General features: G+C 41.0%; 20 protein-coding genes. 6 read left to right on the top strand and 14 right to left on the bottom strand.

Features of this window, described 5'->3' with window-relative positions; genetic code table 11:
• Positions 1-4: 4 nt before the first annotated feature.
• From ABJF11_RS00155 to ABJF11_RS00120, 8 genes are all read right to left on the bottom strand, one after another.
• Complete coding sequence (locus tag ABJF11_RS00155; RefSeq protein ID WP_348117060.1) at positions 5-595, bottom strand: TIGR04282 family arsenosugar biosynthesis glycosyltransferase; 591 nt, start codon at positions 593-595, stop codon at positions 5-7.
• On the bottom strand, positions 588-1,886 hold the full coding sequence (locus ABJF11_RS00150; RefSeq protein ID WP_348117059.1) for a glycosyltransferase 87 family protein: 1,299 nt from the start codon (positions 1,884-1,886) through the stop codon (positions 588-590). The genes ABJF11_RS00155 and ABJF11_RS00150 overlap by 8 nt, the downstream gene beginning before the upstream one ends.
• Entirely contained in the window at positions 1,879-3,333 is a 1,455-nt protein-coding gene (locus tag ABJF11_RS00145) for a cellulose synthase family protein (RefSeq protein WP_348117058.1), read from the bottom strand. The genes ABJF11_RS00150 and ABJF11_RS00145 overlap by 8 nt, the downstream gene beginning before the upstream one ends.
• The gene (locus ABJF11_RS00140) at positions 3,334-4,032 is read right to left on the bottom strand and encodes a glycosyltransferase family 2 protein (protein WP_348117056.1); all 699 of its coding nucleotides are present in this window, start codon (positions 4,030-4,032) and stop codon (positions 3,334-3,336) included.
• Positions 4,032-4,400, bottom strand: a complete 369-nt coding sequence (locus tag ABJF11_RS00135; protein WP_348117055.1) for a hypothetical protein — start codon at positions 4,398-4,400, stop codon at positions 4,032-4,034. The genes ABJF11_RS00140 and ABJF11_RS00135 overlap by 1 nt, the downstream gene beginning before the upstream one ends.
• 11 nt (positions 4,401-4,411) lie before the next feature.
• The gene (locus ABJF11_RS00130; protein ID WP_348117054.1) at positions 4,412-4,996 is read right to left on the bottom strand and encodes a hypothetical protein; all 585 of its coding nucleotides are present in this window, start codon (positions 4,994-4,996) and stop codon (positions 4,412-4,414) included.
• 143 nt (positions 4,997-5,139) lie between these two features.
• Complete coding sequence (locus tag ABJF11_RS00125) at positions 5,140-5,592, bottom strand: KTSC domain-containing protein (RefSeq protein WP_348117053.1); 453 nt, start codon at positions 5,590-5,592, stop codon at positions 5,140-5,142.
• A gap of 323 nt (positions 5,593-5,915) precedes the next feature.
• Entirely contained in the window at positions 5,916-6,983 is a 1,068-nt protein-coding gene (locus ABJF11_RS00120; protein ID WP_348117052.1) for a response regulator, read from the bottom strand.
• A gap of 277 nt (positions 6,984-7,260) precedes the next feature.
• On the opposite strand from ABJF11_RS00120, the gene ABJF11_RS00115 reads away from it, so the two are divergent.
• From ABJF11_RS00115 to ABJF11_RS00095, 5 genes are all read left to right on the top strand, one after another.
• Positions 7,261-8,502 (top strand): FAD/NAD(P)-binding oxidoreductase, encoded by a 1,242-nt coding sequence (locus ABJF11_RS00115; RefSeq protein WP_348117051.1) that lies wholly within the window; start codon positions 7,261-7,263, stop codon positions 8,500-8,502.
• A 25-nt stretch (positions 8,503-8,527) separates the two neighbouring features.
• Positions 8,528-8,839 (top strand): TusE/DsrC/DsvC family sulfur relay protein, encoded by a 312-nt coding sequence (locus ABJF11_RS00110; protein WP_348117049.1) that lies wholly within the window; start codon positions 8,528-8,530, stop codon positions 8,837-8,839.
• A 26-nt stretch (positions 8,840-8,865) separates the two neighbouring features.
• The gene (locus ABJF11_RS00105) at positions 8,866-9,393 is read left to right on the top strand and encodes a DsrE/DsrF/DrsH-like family protein (protein ID WP_348117048.1); all 528 of its coding nucleotides are present in this window, start codon (positions 8,866-8,868) and stop codon (positions 9,391-9,393) included.
• Between the two features lie 163 nt (positions 9,394-9,556).
• Entirely contained in the window at positions 9,557-10,870 is a 1,314-nt protein-coding gene (locus ABJF11_RS00100) for an outer membrane protein transport protein (RefSeq protein WP_348117047.1), read from the top strand.
• A gap of 333 nt (positions 10,871-11,203) precedes the next feature.
• Positions 11,204-11,407 (top strand): PLD nuclease N-terminal domain-containing protein, encoded by a 204-nt coding sequence (locus ABJF11_RS00095; protein WP_348117045.1) that lies wholly within the window; start codon positions 11,204-11,206, stop codon positions 11,405-11,407.
• A 240-nt stretch (positions 11,408-11,647) separates the two neighbouring features.
• On the opposite strand, the gene ABJF11_RS00090 is transcribed toward ABJF11_RS00095, so the two are convergent.
• The 5 genes from ABJF11_RS00090 to ABJF11_RS00070 form a co-directional block, all read right to left on the bottom strand.
• Positions 11,648-12,697, bottom strand: coding sequence for a response regulator (locus tag ABJF11_RS00090; RefSeq protein WP_348117043.1), 1,050 nt, complete (start codon positions 12,695-12,697; stop codon positions 11,648-11,650).
• 43 nt (positions 12,698-12,740) lie between these two features.
• A complete protein-coding gene (locus ABJF11_RS00085) occupies positions 12,741-13,517 on the bottom strand; it encodes a hypothetical protein (protein WP_348117042.1) in 777 nt (258 codons plus the stop codon).
• Positions 13,486-13,926 (bottom strand): OsmC family protein, encoded by a 441-nt coding sequence (locus ABJF11_RS00080; protein ID WP_348117040.1) that lies wholly within the window; start codon positions 13,924-13,926, stop codon positions 13,486-13,488. Before ABJF11_RS00080 ends, ABJF11_RS00085 begins: the two co-directional genes overlap by 32 nt.
• Positions 13,927-14,026: 100 nt before the next feature.
• Positions 14,027-14,386, bottom strand: coding sequence for a hypothetical protein (locus ABJF11_RS00075; protein ID WP_348117038.1), 360 nt, complete (start codon positions 14,384-14,386; stop codon positions 14,027-14,029).
• A gap of 84 nt (positions 14,387-14,470) precedes the next feature.
• Entirely contained in the window at positions 14,471-15,643 is a 1,173-nt protein-coding gene (locus ABJF11_RS00070; protein WP_348117037.1) for a PAS domain-containing sensor histidine kinase, read from the bottom strand.
• A 197-nt stretch (positions 15,644-15,840) separates the two neighbouring features.
• On the opposite strand from ABJF11_RS00070, the gene ABJF11_RS00065 reads away from it, so the two are divergent.
• Positions 15,841-16,242 (top strand): DUF6799 domain-containing protein, encoded by a 402-nt coding sequence (locus ABJF11_RS00065; RefSeq protein ID WP_348117036.1) that lies wholly within the window; start codon positions 15,841-15,843, stop codon positions 16,240-16,242.
• Between the two features lie 66 nt (positions 16,243-16,308).
• Here ABJF11_RS00065 and ABJF11_RS00060 read toward each other — a convergent pair whose 3' ends face one another.
• Complete coding sequence (locus ABJF11_RS00060) at positions 16,309-16,695, bottom strand: DUF302 domain-containing protein (protein WP_348117035.1); 387 nt, start codon at positions 16,693-16,695, stop codon at positions 16,309-16,311.
• Between the last annotated feature and the right edge of the window lie 220 nt (positions 16,696-16,915).

The following is a 16,915-nucleotide window of genomic DNA, read 5'->3' as shown; positions in this document are numbered from 1 at the left end:
ATGATTATTTAAAATTTCCACTTACCAAATTCCAATCATCTATAGTGTCCACATCGATTAACTCAGGAAGTAAAGAGTAGCTCGATTCGATTGCATTTATTTTGCTTATCGTCTGTGCCATTACCTGATCGGTACTCCACTCGATCTGATCAAACAGCTCAGAGTGATGAGCATTCATACCAAGCAGGTAATATCCACCATCGTTGGCAGGACCAATGACAAAATCAGTGCAATCTAAAGCGTCAAAGGCCTGATTTATTATGTCAGCTGTTAGGTTGGCACAATCTGTTCCTATGATGCAGACCTGATCATGAGCTGAGAATTCTGCTTTGAATGCTGAGGATATTTTCTGACCTAAATCGCCGTCTGATTGGAGCTTCTTTTCTGCGCCTCCCCAAAGGTCTTCCGCTACAATCTGCGAGGAATAGTACACAACACATTTCGCCCCAGATTTTTCGGATTCGCGCTGAGTCAAAGCTACCAGTTGCTGATAGATAGACATAGCTTCTAAGTCTCCTACAGTCTTAGCCAGTCGGGTCTTGACTTTCCCTGGTTCAGGATTTTTTACAAGTATTATAAGTGCGCGCTTAGACATATTTCATAAGGGGTCTTTGCCTGATTATTTCATATCCGGCCACTCCGAGTACGGCGACATACTCTAGTGCTATCATCGCCACCGGGTGAGTATATCCATTTTGGCTATAGCCAAGATAAGAAAAGAAGGCCATGAGTGACCACAATACAGGAAAAGCATAACCAGTCATCCCACAAAGAGCAACTAGAGTAATGATGTACCAGGGATGGACTGTAGTAGCCAAAAGTAGCTGTATCAACAAGATCACGGTGAAGGCCTGTGCCCATTTAGTCTCCTTATTTACATAAAAAAAACTGTACAGCAGAATTAGAAAAAAGGCTGTATAGGACATCAAAGGTCCAGCCGTCTGAACAATGTCGTATCCTACTAGCAAAAAGCCGATTTCTCGAATTAGAAAAAATAAGCCAGCGTTGAATTCGAACTTTCGAAAGAATAGATCGAGGCCGCTCATCATTCCCTGGATGATTTCCAGATTGAGTATAGGCAGAGCGCAGACCACCAGCACTGTACCGATCAAAAGATAGCTCCCTGCGGTTTTCAAGCCATTGATTTTTCTGAATAAAATAGGTAGAAACATCAATGGGGTCAGCTTAGCGAGAATACCAAATGCAAGGGCAATTGCAGCATGAAGCCACTTATTTTTTCTATAAAGCCAAATGGCTAGGAGTAGAGAAAGTATGACGATCCCTTCAAGGTGTATATTGCCTACAAGCTCGAGCACAACCAATGGGTTGAATGCATAGAGTATTGTCTTTTTATTTTCAGAGTTGAGCTGAACCAATAATAACAATACACCGATTTCAAAAATCAGTAACACCCCACGCAACAAAGCCACGGCTCCATGGATATCTCTAATGCCAACTGCTGCTGGTAGTGCAAAAATATACTGACTCAATGGTGGGTAAGTGGTATGATAAGTAGGCGAATTTAATGCTGAGTATAATGATTGATAATTGGCTGGCAAGTCAGTGATCAACTGTTCTGGAGTGGAGATATATGGATTGATCCCTTCGATCCAAATCTGTCCATCCCAAACAAAGCGATAGTAGTCATCTGACAAGGATGGCATACCAAAAAACAAACTGACTCGTAGAATGACAGCGAGTACCACCAGCTGCATTTTGCTCAATTCTACATATTTATACAGCAGTAAATAAAACGTGAAAGAAAAGGCATAGACTGGTACCAACCAGACACTGTCTCTGGAGAGTCCATAGTGTATGGACAGAATGGGTAGCAAAAGACCTAAAAAGAGCAGTGCGGTTCTAAGGCTCAATTCTCCTTTAGGCATTTCTTACACTTTTAAGAGAATGGAAAAATATGATTCCAAAACCTGTAGCCAACATGATATGGAATATGATAAGACCGAAATCGTTGAGCCACCAGGCTGATACTATTCCAATAATAAAATAGATGCAGAGCAGTCCTTCAAACATCGTTCCCCAGGTTAGTTTTGGCTTGACATACTGATTGCTAACCCAGCCCTCGCTTTTCTTGGTGATATTGAACTTAGGTGTTCGGATAAATGGTGTCTTAAATCCGAGCAAACCCTCCATTACAGCCGTTGCGTTGTGCAAGGCCAGCCCCATAGAAAAGGATAGAAAGAGTGGGAATTTTTTGAGAAAAATTCTTCTTGTCTTGACTTTTACAATCTGCTTGAGCCCTACATAGTAGAAAGCAGCAATGGAGAAAAATCCAAGTAGAAAAAAGCTGCCCAGGTTGAAAAGCCACTTCAGGCTAGCATTAGCATCCTTGATATACAACATAGGGATACTGAGCACCGCGGCAGTCAGGAGCAATACAAAAACACTACTATTCAGTAGGTGCATAGCTGCATGAATTTTCGTTTTTAGGTTTAGATCGGATCTAAAAACGTTGAAGAGATTTTTTCTGGCTGTTTCAGCTGCGCCTTTGTTCCATCGAAACTGCTGTGATTTGATAGCAGACATAATGACTGGCAACTCAGCCGGCGACTCTACGCTCTCGTCAAATTGAAATTTCCAACCTTTGAGCTGAGCCCTATAGCTCAAATCCAAATCTTCTGTGAGTGTGTCTGCCGACCAGCCACCGGCTTCTTGCACACAAGTTTTTCTCCAGATACCCGCTGTACCGTTGAAATTCATGAAGCTGCCTGAGCGATTGCGTCCACCTTGCTCTACCGTAAAATGCGCATCGAGCCCAAAAGCCTGCATTTCTGTGAGCATAGAATAGTCTCTATTGACATGCCCCCAGCGAGTTTGCACCATACCTATTTTAGCATCTGCAAAGTATCCTACGGTACGTCTGAGAAAATCCGGTGTAGGCAAAAAATCTGAGTCGAATATGGCAATGAATTCACCCTTGCAAGTATCCATCCCAAAAGCCAAAGCACCCGCTTTAAATCCTTTTCTATCAGCTCTTCTGATCTGCTTGATGTCAAATCCTTCGGCCTGATACGTTGCGATCTTTCCGGCTATGATTTCTACAGTCTCGTCTGTGGAGTCGTCCAGCACCTGAATTTCCAATTTGGATTTAGGATAATCTAGTTGTACGATGCCATCTATCAGTCGGTCCGCTACGTATTTTTCATTATATACAGGGAGCTGAATGGTGATGATCGGTTCATAATTTTTTTCGAAAGTAGAAGGCTCTTGTGATTTGGGTCGGGTGTAGATCCATGTCAGGTGCAGTTGTCCCAGACTGAACAGAAATATGGCTGATAAAGCCATGCAGTACACAATAACTACGATCCATTCCATTTACAAATATCTAAATATCGTTTGAATGATTTTGTATCCGGCCAGAATTGTTCCTTTGACGGTTCCAGATATCTTAGATACACCGATTCTGTTGCGATAGTTCACGGGGACCTCAGCAATCTGCATTTTCTGCTTTGCAGCTTTGAGCTGCATCTCAACGGTCCAGCCGTAGGTTTTGTCTTGCATATCCATTTGTAGCAGGCTCGGGTAATCAACAGCCCGAAATGGGCCAAGATCTGTATATCTCACGCCATACAGTTTTCGCAAGAGATAGGTAGCCAGCCAGTTGCCGAAAACCTGTTGTGGAGTCATAGCGCCTGATTCTCTACGCCCAAGTGCTCGCGAGCCGATGACCAGCTCGGCATTTCCCAACCTTATCGGCTCGAGAAGGGCGTGTATGTGCTCTGGAAAATCGGAATGATCACCGTCCAAAAATACCACTACATCGGGTTTGGGGTCAGTCTGCTCAGCGATATACTTCATACCTTTTAAGCAGGCGTTGCCATAGCCTCGGGCGGCTTCTTCCAGCACGACTGCTCCCCTTTCCTTTGCGACTTGCATCGAGTCATCTGTAGAGCCATTGTCCACCACAATAATATGTCTGACTCTTTCTCTTGGAATTTCGTCGATGACGAGACCTACAGCATTTTGTTCATTAAGGACTGGAATAATGACATCTACAATCTGTTGTACCGCCATCAATCCTCTGGATACGGGATAAATATGAAGTTGGTGAACTCCTCGTCAACTACAAAGAGGCAGCAGAATTCATCTGGGTCTTTATAGGCTTCTTTGAATATATCTACATTTTTTTCCTTGACCAGGTCGAGTTGTACAAACTCATCCAGATATGACGCTGAGTAGTTCCACTCTACATCTAGTTCCTTTTGTTTGATCAATATCTGACCGATTCCGACTTCCTTTTTCGAAATGGGAAAGATAGGGTATTTGGAAAAACCTCTACTTCTGATCTGATATGAAGCCTCCTTCAGATTGTCTGAAATCTTAATAAAATCCTGAGTGATCGTACCCAGATATTTACCGCTTAGTTCCGGATCGTTATTCATTATTCGTGTGTTTAATAAAAATTTGCAGGTGGTGTGGGGACATCCATATATCTAATATACTGATCATACATAATCTGCTGATGTATAAAATGAGAATCATAATAGTAATAGTTGGTTGCTCGGTAAGGCCTTTCAATGTTAAAAGCAATGGGAACTACGACTTGCATGCTTACTTTCTCCTTACCCAGTTTGGCTGGTTTCAACTTCAATCGAGGACTTCCGCCAATTACGGTTTTTCCCATAAAAAAAGTAAAAACCTCTGAATCTATCTCAAAGTGCAAACTGTTTAGCAGCTTATAGTTTGTCAAATAACCTTTTTCATCAAGAGTAATTGCAACCATCAATAAGCCTTGAACATCATCCTCGATGGCTTCATTAAAATTGATATATTTAAAATGATCGCTGAGTTTTTTTTGTAGCCACTCGTGATTGAGATCAAAATGGGGACTATTTAAATAAACCTTATTTTCTCCGTTTTTGATAAATGCTTGAGTAATACTATCCTTATCAAAATAATTTCCGACTGGCATTAGAGCCTTAGTCTGAAAGGAGATCAGAGTGGTAAGAATGACTATTAGTGCTTTTCTTATTACCATATATTTATTGAATTTTTGGTCTACCCGGTCATTCGTATTACAAGATGTGCTCTTCATAATAAAAGGTAGTATCCATTAGCGTAATTTAAAATTTTCTATCCAGTTGTGCGATATGGTAAATGAGTAGAAGAGTTACCATTCTCCTAGCTGGTAGCCACAAGCGCGTCTCTTTTTGATTTTCTGTAGGTGAACGAATGGAAGATATTTCGCTTAGCAAAACGCCACTGTTTTTCGGCATTAATCAACTTTAGATACATGTTTTTGGTTACTCCGAAATATTCATAAGTCGTACCATCTTTGAAGCTCACTTCGAGTAGCAGACCTTTGTGTTTGAAATCCTCGATGCCAGAGGTTGTAGTGGTTTCTTCATATGCAGCAACGTTGGCTTCTATGGTTTCAGGAGCTATGCTAATCAGAAAGTGATAACCATCGATGATCTCCTGGCTTTTCAGCTCTGCTATAGATTTTTTTTCCTCGTCCTGAAATTTATCCGGATGCCATTCCTTGACCAAATTTCGATAGGTGCTCTTGAGTTGTTTGAGATCTGTATCTGTCTCAACATTGAAAAGCTTTTTGTACTGATTAATTCGCTTCATATGGCTATTTTTTTATAAAACGCAAAGCTAGAACTTTAATCACTTGATTGTTCTAGTAAATACAAAATGTTGTTGTAGAAATTTCAATGAGTGTTTCTAATATACATCCCCTTGTTTATTGCCTCAGGTCGAACAAAACATAGTTTTCTGAATAACAGGTCTGCTAAACATAAAGCATTCTTCTCAGCATACCCTGTTGGCTTTACTGAACTCGTAATTTTTGTAGAGAAACAGAACGGATCAAAGCAGCATTCGGATATTCAAACTCTAAAAGAACCAATTAAATGAATTGTAGCTTACATTAGAAATGCCTTAATTCAGATCTAGTAATGGCCCTGTATTATGAGACGTTCCAAATTATTAATATTGAGAATTCGAATCTTTCCTGATTCAATTTCTACTAACGATTCATCTTTGAAATCGGATAAAGTTCTGATCACAGATTCTTGGGCTGTACCAGCCATACTAGCAAGATCTTCTCTGGGGATGGTAAACCAGTTTAGTGCGCCTGTGGAGTTAAACTGATTATTCACCTCCAAAAGCTTCTCAGCTACTTTTTGCCGTACACTGTTATAGGCCAAATGCAACAGTTGTTCTTCTCGCTCAGCCAGATTGTTAGATAAAATCTGGATAAATTTGTTGGCCACCTGTCTGTTGGCATAGAGTAGGTTGAAAAAGTCTTCTTTAGGTATTTTACATATTTCAACATCGTCTATCGTCATTGCCGATTCGGTGTATTCAGAGCCGGCCAGGAGCGCCCGATAACCAATAAAGTCACCTTCCCCATACATGCCTGTGATCAATTGTTTACCGTCGTGATTAGTTTTATAGGTCTTAACCTTACCTGACACGATATAGATCAAATAGTTGTTGTAGTCCTTTTCCCAATAGATGATGCTTTTCTTCTTGTATTTCTTCACTTTGCGATCTGCCGAAAGGCTTCGCAGCTCTTCAAGATCCTTCACCTCAGTAATGAACTGATTCAACCCAGATAAATCTGGAGTGTAGTCTTTTTTTATGATTTCACTCTTTTTGATTCTGATGTCAATTGCATCCAGCAGCTCACTTTCTTCAAAAGGTTTGGTTAGATAATCATCTGCGCCCAGGCTCATGCCCTTTCTAAAATCTGCCTTTTCAGCCTTTGCGGTTAAAAATATAAATGGTACATCAGATGTATCCGGATTCTTGCTAAGAATATGCAAAACTCCATATCCATCAAGTTCTGGCATCATGATATCACATATGATCAGATCTGGTCGATCCTTCTGAGCCACTTCTACTCCTTCTTTGCCATTTACTACAGTCATCACCTGGTAACCGGCTAACTCAAGAATCTCACAGGTATTCTCTCTCACCTCTGTGTTATCCTCAATTATTAGAATTTTCTTCATCGTGTTAGGTTTGGTATTCAGAGATCATTCAAGTTCAATTCCTGTCATCAAATATAAAGAATTGATTCGGCACAACTGCGGATCCTTTGGTTGGCATTCGCCCAAATGAACTGCACCAGCAATATAGCCCTATGGCCAATAAAGGCATTTTATTTTGAACTCTTACACTATATAATTTCACAGCTGTGAGTGACAATAATCATACTTTGGACTAGCCGTGATCATCGTAATACTCCTATCGATACGCTTATTTTATGCCTATCAAAATAGTAAGGTTATGAAAAAGCTACTAATAATAGGTGCCGGAACAGCCGGCACAATGATGCTGAATAAGCTCTACAAAAAAATGAGCAGAAAGGAATGGGAATTCACCATTGTTGACAAGGATGAACTTCACTATTATCAACCTGGTTTCCTGTTTATACCTTTTGGAGTATATGCTCCAGAAGATGTGGTGAAGCCTAAAAGAAACTTTATCCCATCAGATGTGAAGTTTATCGTCGATGAAGTAGAAATGATTGATGGTGAGCATAATCGAGTAAAACTGTCCAATGGTGACGTCATTACCTACGATTTGCTGATCATAGCAACAGGTACAGTACCGGTCCCCGAAGAAACGCCAGGTTTGAAAGACGAACTGTGGTATAAGGACATTTTTGATTTTTATACTTTCGAAGGCTCTACAGCTCTTTTCCACAAACTTAAAAACTGGGAAGGCGGTAAACTAGTGATCAATATCAGCGAGAGTATTATCAAATGTCCTGTGGCGCCACTAGAGTTTGCTTTTCTCGCCGACGCCTACTTCACCGAAAAAGGAATCCGAGACAAAGTCGACATCTCTTATGTCACTCCTATGGCGGGAGCATTTACAAAACCGAAGGCCACGGCTATGCTTAGCAACCTTTTAAAGGAAAAAGGTATTACCGTCATCCCTGATTTTTACATAGAAAGAGTTGACAATCAAGAAAAGAAAATTATTTCATACGATGCTAAAGAGGTTCCTTTTGATCTTTTGGTATCTATACCTGTCAATATGGGCTCTGAAATGGTAGAAAATAGCAACATGGGTGATGAAGATGATCTCAATTTTATTCCCACCGACAAAGAAACCCTTCAATCCAAAGCGTATGACAACATATTCGTGATTGGGGATGCTACCAACGTACCAACTTCCAAAGCTGGTGCAGTTGCCCATTTCGAAGCAGAAATTCTGGAAGAAAACATACTGAGTTATATCAAAGGCAAACCACTTACGGCTAAGTTCGATGGTCATGCCAACTGTTTTATCGAAACTGGTTTTGGTAAGGCTACTTTGATTGATTTCAACTACGATACTGAACCCCTACCAGGCAAATTTCCAGTTCCTTTCATTGGCCCTATGGGCCTCTTGAAAGTCACAAGGGTCAATCATTATGGGAAGCTCATGTTTAAGTGGATCTATTGGCATATGCTACTGACAGGCAAGACGCTACCGGTAAGTACACATATGTCCATGGCTGGAAAAGAATTAGTGAATTAACATTTCAAACCAAAGCAAAAAGATAATGGCACAATTAGAAGTAAACACATTTATGATAGACGTCAACGACGAAGGTTATTTTACAGACCCCAGTCAATGGACTTCTGAGATAGCAAAAGAACTCGCCGATCGTGAAGGCATTTCCCTTACGGATAAGCACTACGAGGTGCTGGAGTTTTTACGAGCCAAACACCATGAAGGAGTACCATTAAGTATTCGGAAAGTAGGTAAATCTGGCATTGTCGATATCAAGCAATTTTATGCCTTGTTTCCCGGTGGGCCACTAAAAGTATCCAGCAAAATAGCTGGCATCCCAAAACCAGTAAGCTGTGTGTAAAGTGAGAACTATTAAAAAAAGAAATCATGGAAGATGTAAAAGAAATGACCGCTGATGTCAAAAAAAATATAGAAGAAAAGAAACCCTTAAAAAAGGTGCTTGTCATCTGTGCCAGAGGTACGCTTGAAGATGTGTACGCTGCACTAATCATGGCAAACGGAGCACTCAGTGAGGGCAAGGAAGCCAAAATGTTTTTTACCTTTTTTGGGTTGGATGCAATCACGAAAGCAAAAGCAGATCACCTCCACACTGCGACTGTCGGAAATCCCGCGTTTATGAGAAGCCTCCCAACCATGGTAGGTGGGTTACCAGGCTTTGAAGCGCTGGCCTCTCATATGATGAAACAGGAAATGGACAAACTAGACATTCCTCCTGTAACAGAGTTTTTGGAAATGATCGAAGCGGGGGGCGGCGAAATATATGCCTGCAAACTGGCGGCTGATATGTTTCATATTAAAAAAGAGGATTTGGTAGACGAGGTAAAAGACATCATAACAGTGGGTCAAATGTATGACCTTGCCGAAGGTGATGGCGTACAAATTATATACGTATAATACCCCTTCTTCTAAAACAGAAAAATGACTAAACCGCTATATCATTTAGCGGTTTTTTTATGACTGATTTTAATGATTAAATACCTAATTATCAATGACATAGGTCATTACTGATTACCATTTCAATTGGTAGATTACGTGTATCATTAAAACATATAAAATTATGAAACGGAACATCAATATTTCATTATTGGCGTTTGCAGTATTGTCCTTGCTGATTGCTTTTCAAGCAAATCTTTATGCCACCAATGGTTATTACAGTCATGGGTATGGTATCCGGTACAAGGGCATGGCAGGTGCTGGCGTCTCGCTATCACAGAGCGCATTGGGATCAGCGACCAATCCAGCTGGATTGGTATTTCTAGGTACCAGGTATGACTTCAACCTGGCCGTATTCAATCCCAATAGGGAATTTACCGTGATCGGCAATCCGTCTGGCTTTCCAGGCACTTTTGGTCTTGCTCCTGGTACGGTGACAAGCGACAACAAAGTCTTCTTCATCCCATCAATAGGTGCCAACTGGTCTCTAAATGATAAGAGCTCTATTGGGGTATCCTTTTATGGGAACGGAGGGATGAACACAGCGTATCCCGCCGCCATTTTCGGGGGAGCCCAACCCACTGGAGTAGATCTTTCTCAGATGTTTCTAAACACTTCTTATTCTAGAAAGTTGGGTGAAAATCACAGTGTCGGTGTCTCTGCCATACTTGCTTATCAGAGGTTTGAGGCGACAGGACTGGAGGCCTTTGGTGCATTTTCTAGTGATCCTACCAAACTTACCGGCAACGGACACGACAACTCTTATGGGCTTGGCTTCAAGGTGGGCTACATGGGGGCAATTGCCGAAGGGCTAAGACTAGGTGCCTCCTATCAAACTCAGATGATCATGAGTGAGTTTGATGATTATGCCGGATTGTATGCTGAAAAGGGAGGCTTCAATATCCCTGCTACCTGGACTGCCGGGGTATCTTATGAGGTGCTTAATGACTGGATCGTAGCCTTTGATGTACAACAAATCCTATACGAAGATGTGAAATCTATCGCTAACCCGATAGACCCTACTGCTCTTCCTCCTGCATTTCCGGATGGCTCTGGTGGATTTATTCCTAATCCTAATCAGGTGGCTTTAGGTGAAGATGGTGGCTCAGGTTTTGGGTGGAACAATGTGACGGTTTTCAAACTGGGTACTATGTACAGCGGGGTAGAATCCTGGGTGTTTAGAGGTGGCTTCTCCTATGGCGAGCAGCCTATTCCGGACAGTGAAATGCTCTTCAACATACTTGCCCCTGGTGTAATAGAAAAACATGCAACGCTGGGTGTATCCAAAATTCTGGGTAATGATCGGGAAATTAGTTTTGCAATGATGCATGGATTCTCAAATACAATATCTGGGTCCAATAGATTCGAAGCCCCTGATCAGCAGTCTATTGAGCTCAATATGAATCAATGGGAGTTTGAGCTTGGCTTCTCATTTTAACACAGTACTGATCACAAATCGATGTGATGAGGCTGTCTCGAAAAATTCGTCATCGCGAGTATAGCAAAGCGATCTTAATGCCTTTTTAATAAAATTGGATAAGATGGCTTCAGACTCCAAGTCTTACCCCACTTGCCATGACAGGTCACTTTTGAGGCAGCCTCTTTTTATATGAACTATTTGTATCAGTTTAACCTGAAATATGTATTAGATAATCTATTCCAATCATAAAGCTCAATGAGCGGTTGATTGATTTACATCATGTTCGAGGGCAACTCCAGTCATAGGCTAATCAGAGCATTTATTCTAAATTGAAAACAAAAGATCAAGATTATGTTAGAGATGATTTTTGCACTTATTGTCGTCACATTTGCCATTTGGGCCATGGTCGACGTTGCACAAAATCAGATGAAAAATCAGTACAAAGTCATCTGGTTTGCAGTAGTAATTCTTATCCCACTAGCCGGGCCAATCTTTTACTACTGGATAAAAACTAATCGCATAAGTAAAAACCAAAGTTATGAGTCAGATCAATAATTCTAAAGACACAAGAGCATTTGTCCTAGTCTTCGTAGTAATCATTGTACTTGTAGTCGTATGGTTATATGCCTACTGAGACACGTGTTTTACGATTACCTGGATGAGTAGAGCAATTCCCCGTCAGAGGGTCTCGATGGAAATATCAGGCTAGTATGTGGAATGCCAATTTGTGGCTGACTCTTCTGACCAACCATACCAATATACTATGATCGAAAATTACATTGCTCTCGCAAGTGGTCAATCAATTGCTGCTATTTTTTTCAACTCTTTTAAATTGAACACGTCGATATGATGAGGGCTTACATTGATCAAACGAGCTTCTCGAAAGTCAGAAAGCGCACGAATGACCGATTCAGGAGCCGTTCCCACCATGTTTGCTAAGTCCTCTCTTGAGATAAATATTTCACCGCATTTTTTACTTTTCTTTTGAAGAGATACCAAGGCTTCTGCAGCTCTTTGCTTTACAGAGTTGTAAGCCAAATGCAGCATTTGCTCCTCTTTTTCTTTAAGGTTGTTAGAAATGATGCGGATAAACTTGTTAGCCACATCTCGATTTTCATAAAGGAGTTTGAAAAATTTGTGCCTGGAGATAAAATAAAGCTCAGAGTCCTCAAGGGCTACGGCAGATTCTGAATAATTCGAATTGGTAATCAAGGCATTGAAGCCAATGTATTTCCCGGAACAATAAATTCCTGTAATCAGCTTCTTTTTTTCCTGGTTGGTCTTGTAGGTCTTTATCTTACCAGAGTTTACAAGTATGAGTGCACTTGCCTCGTCTCCCTCCCAATAGATACCTTCTCCAGCTCTGAAGTGCTGAATTCGTCCTTCTGCGGCAATCGCATTCAAGCTGGCGATTGCTCTTTTATTCTGATCAGATGGATCTAGGTCTTTGATATAAAACTCCTCTTGACTGGCTTCATTATGCCTATTCAATCGTGTCTCAATAGCGGTCAACAATTCATTGCTATCGAATGGTTTTGTGAGATAGTCATCGGCTCCCAGCCCCATACCCTTTCGGATGTCGATTCTATCCGCTTTGGCTGTTAGAAAAATAAAGGGAATGACTGAAGTAAGAGGGTTTTTATTTAATATGTGTAAAACCCCGTATCCGTCTAGTCCAGACATCATAATATCACAAACAATGAGATCAGGCAGGTTTTTTTGAGCCAGTTTTACGCCCGTCTTTCCGTCTTCTGCGATAAGTACTGTATATCCTTCAAGCTCTAAAATCTCTCTGGTGTTTTCCCTGACTTCCGGGTTATCTTCTATCAACAATATCTTTTTCATAACCGTCCTACCTGATGTCCACTACTCAATTATCAAAAAGTGACTATTCTTCCGATTGCCATACAGCCACCAACTTCACCATTTCGCTTCCGTCCGCTCTGGACGAAAGAAACAGTGCCATATTCGTCGATGTATCCTCACAGATACAGTCGATAATCAAATCCAATTTTCTATCTCCATCCAAATCGCCTGACCAAATCAGACCCGGACCATTCCCAAAAAAGTAATGGTCTTCGAGGATTGTTTGCTCTCTGCCGTCATGCGTCAGCACTATTCCATAACCGGAATATTGCTGCTCGGTGTCCTCCTCGACAAGATAGTCCTGAGCACCAAACGGCCTCAATTCATAGCGGCCCCAGGGATGATTGATTTCATAAGAACGATCGGGTGTGAGCAGCGTATTATTATGGCCTATGCCATCTACGTCGCCTTCTTCAAGGCCACCCAGGCCTCCCACTAGTAATATGGGGTCCTTTTTGGAATCAATTGTGATTTGTATGAGTGCCCGCTCTCTTGGACCATCGTCCGAGTAATCATATATTTCTTTGATCTTGATTTGTGTCGCTTTCACTGAAAATGCACCTTCTGGATTTTGGAATAATCCGTACCAAGACTGATATGGGTTGAGTGTAATACCATTGTCTTCCCATTTACCAACTTTTGCAATTTGAATCTCATCTGAGCCATTTTGTCCAAAGGAGGTGAGGGTCAGAATGACAGCTATACCACCGAGCACCAGCATGATTAATACCACAATGATACAGCCAGGCAGTGAGTTTCCGCTCTGATTAGTGGACCGTTGGAGTCGAAATCTCTTCATCACTATATATGATTTCGTAATCCAACTCAGCTACTTGCTGAAGTGTAAAGCTGACACCGCAATATCTCTCTTGTGAAAGTTTGACCGCCTTTTCTATTTTTTCCTTATCAAGTCCTTGCCCCTTGACCAGATAGGTCAGTTTGATATTCTTATAATAAATGGGATGCTCTTCTGAGGTATCGCCACTTACAGAGATCTGCAAATCCTCAACTGCGACTCTCATTTTTTTGAGCAGGGATATTACATCCATTCCGGTACAACCGGCTAGAGCTACTAGCAGCAAAGGTTTTGGTTTTGGCCCCTTATTTTGTCCACCCACTTCTTCCCCCGCGTCCATCACTATTCTGTGACCATCTACATCAGCCTCAAAGGCCATATTTCCAATCCATTTTGTTTTGATCTCGTTCATTCTATTCGGTGGTTAAATTCTTACCCAATAGTAGAGAAATGCTGGTAGGCTACAAATGAGGCTAGTCAAGACCAGATATGATTATAGTCAATACATGGCATCAATTATTGTGGAGAATCAGCATCGAATCAAAGGACGTACGTACCGTATCGAGAAGTTTTTCAGTTTGAAATGGTAGCGGCATCCATCTTCCGAAAGGCACGTATGACAGGTCATCAGAATCAGCACTGAATACGATGATAGGAATATCTTGAGTGGGAAATACAAGTCCTCTATTATTCTCACTCAAAAAAAGTCCGCTTATCAACAGGACTGCAGCGGTTTCAGTTTTTGTGAAATCACCTTTGATAGCATCCGTGTTAAGAATTTTTACGATGTAACCTTCCAGTTCCAGTAATTCTTTGATATTCTCTCTGAGTCCCTCATGAGGCTCAAGCAGTAGGACTTTTTGCTTCATCATACTGCAAATTATATGCTTTGCATTTTTATGACAATGACACCAGTTAGTCCTCCACAGAACTTTTATCATTCTTTGGCAAAAGGTTTATTGCGCTTTGCGAGGTAAGTAAACCGAAAATTTCGTGCCTTCTCCCAGGTGGCTGCTAAAAGTGATTCTACCACCCAGCAATTCAATGTATCGTTTGATAATATTGAGACCCAAGCCAGTACCCTGGATGTTGCCGACGTTGGACGCTCTGAAAAATGAACCAAATAGCCCTACTTGATCCTCTTCGGGAATACCAATCCCATGATCTCTTACACTTACTACGATTTGGTCTTTATCCACAACACAATTGATGTCTATCGGGTCGTTTTCAAGAGAATATTTACTGGCATTAGAGATCAAATTTGTAATGATGTTTTTCACCATTTTTTGATCTGAATAAATCATGGTGTCTTCGCACGAGCCCATACGAATGGATTGACCTTTCTTCAAAATGGGTTGAAAATTATCAATCAGCGTGTTAATTATTTCCACAAGGTTGAAATCTTCTAGAACGGGTTCAATTTTTCCTTGCTCAAGCCGATCGAGGGACAGAAAGTCATCTAAAATGTTAACCAGATTTTTTACCGATGATTTAATCCTCCCAATGTGCTTATCTTTTCGTTCAGCAAATTTTTCGCGATCGTACTTGGCGAGCAAGTCTGCAGAAGACATAATGGTGCTCAGTGGGGTCCTAAATTCATGAGAGGCCAGTGATACAAATACAGACTTTAAATTGTTGAGTTCTTGTTCATGCTTGTATGCCTTTTCCAGCTCCTTTGCATGCTCTTCGGCTTTTTTTAATCCTTCCTGATATTCTTCCTTCTGCTTTTCAAATACTTTGCGTATAGAAATGTCACAAATAAAGGCTACAGCCAGTGTCTCACCTTGAACCACGAAGTTTCCCAAACTAATTTCTATAGGTAGTTCCAAGCCATCCTTTCTGATAGCGCACAGATCCAGCTCAGCTCCAATAGGGCGAATATCCGGTTTGTCAAGATGTTGGACATGGGGGTGAATTTCAAAGCCAGGCTCAGACGCTCGAATTAGTGTTTCCACTTTTTTTCCAATCAAATCGACTTGATCATATCCAAATAGCTCGGCGCCATTCTTGTTGATCATCTCGATTTCTCCATTTCTGTTGACAGCCACAATACCTATAGTCGCATAATAAAAAAGAGCATTGAAGACTGATTCACTTTCGAGAGTTGCCTGGGATTTAATGATGTCCATAGCTGTATAGATTAAAGTTAGTTGTATAAAAGTACAAAAAATCGAGCTAACCATCTAATTATCACACGTAACGGTATATTAACTGAGCCTCCTGCCTAGCTGCTGACACAAATCGTTACTCCCTTTGATTTCTGTCATTGACTGCGTACTGCGAACTGCCTAGCTTGAGTATTATTAACTAGTAAATGTGATGTATCATGAAAAAGATGGTTTTAGTAATTATCGGCTTATTCTTGGGGATCGGTGCGCTTATAGCACAAGATCAACAGCAAGCCAGAAAACGTATTCATCAGCAAGATCATATTCTATATCAAGATGGAAAAATGATGCAAATGAAGGCAGGTGTAACCACGCAAATGCAAGAATCTTACACTTTTCAGAACGGAACAATTGTCAATCCAGATGGAACTTATCGACTTAAGAACGGCAAGACCAAAAAGTTGAGAAATGGAGAATGCATTAACAACGATGGGGTCAGGTTTCGCTCTCAGCAAAAAATGATGAACAAATCTCAACCCCGAATGAACCAGCGGAATATGAATAAGCAAAATCCAGGGTTTCCGAAAGGGAAATCAAGAAGGTCACGCAGAAATCGATGAATTGATTGATTGAAGTAGTATCCATGCGTAGCTACTACCATGGTTACTACTAAATTATATTACTGCTTATAGAGCTTCTATGACGTGCTGGAGCTTTCCTCTTACTTCTTGGGCCATTGCTTCCAATGCAGGATTTCCTACTGCCATCATTGATGCGATGGGGTCCACTGCTGCTACTTCTACTTCTCCTCCTTCCATTTCCTGAACGATCACATTGCATGGTAGCATGGTGCCAATCTTATCCTCCGATTGTAGCGCCTTATGAGCATAATGCGGATTGCATGCACCCAATATCTTGTACTTCCTGAAATCCACATCAATTTTGTTTTTGAGAACCGATTGCACATCTATTTCCGTAAGGACTCCAAACCCCTCCTCCTTGAGTAACTCGGTCGTTCTGGTGACGACAGCATCATATTTACCAATGATTGTTTTATTCATATAATAAGCCATAACTGATATTGTTTGTTTGCATGGCAAGCTATGACCACTTCGCTCAATTTGAAATGACTTATGACAGCTATCACGATGATTTAACCTGGATTATGCATTAGGAATCGTGATGAAAGCTATAAAGCGCAAAGAAAGAGGCACTTATATTGAAGAGGCATAGCACCGCTATGGTGATTCAATAAATATATGTTAAGTGTCTATTTCAAAGTGCTTTATGATT

Origin of the sequence: Reichenbachiella sp. (genome assembly GCF_039941815.1) — a bacterium.
Lineage (GTDB): Bacteria > Bacteroidota > Bacteroidia > Cytophagales > Cyclobacteriaceae > Reichenbachiella.
This window is presented reverse-complemented; position numbering and strand designations above follow the sequence as displayed.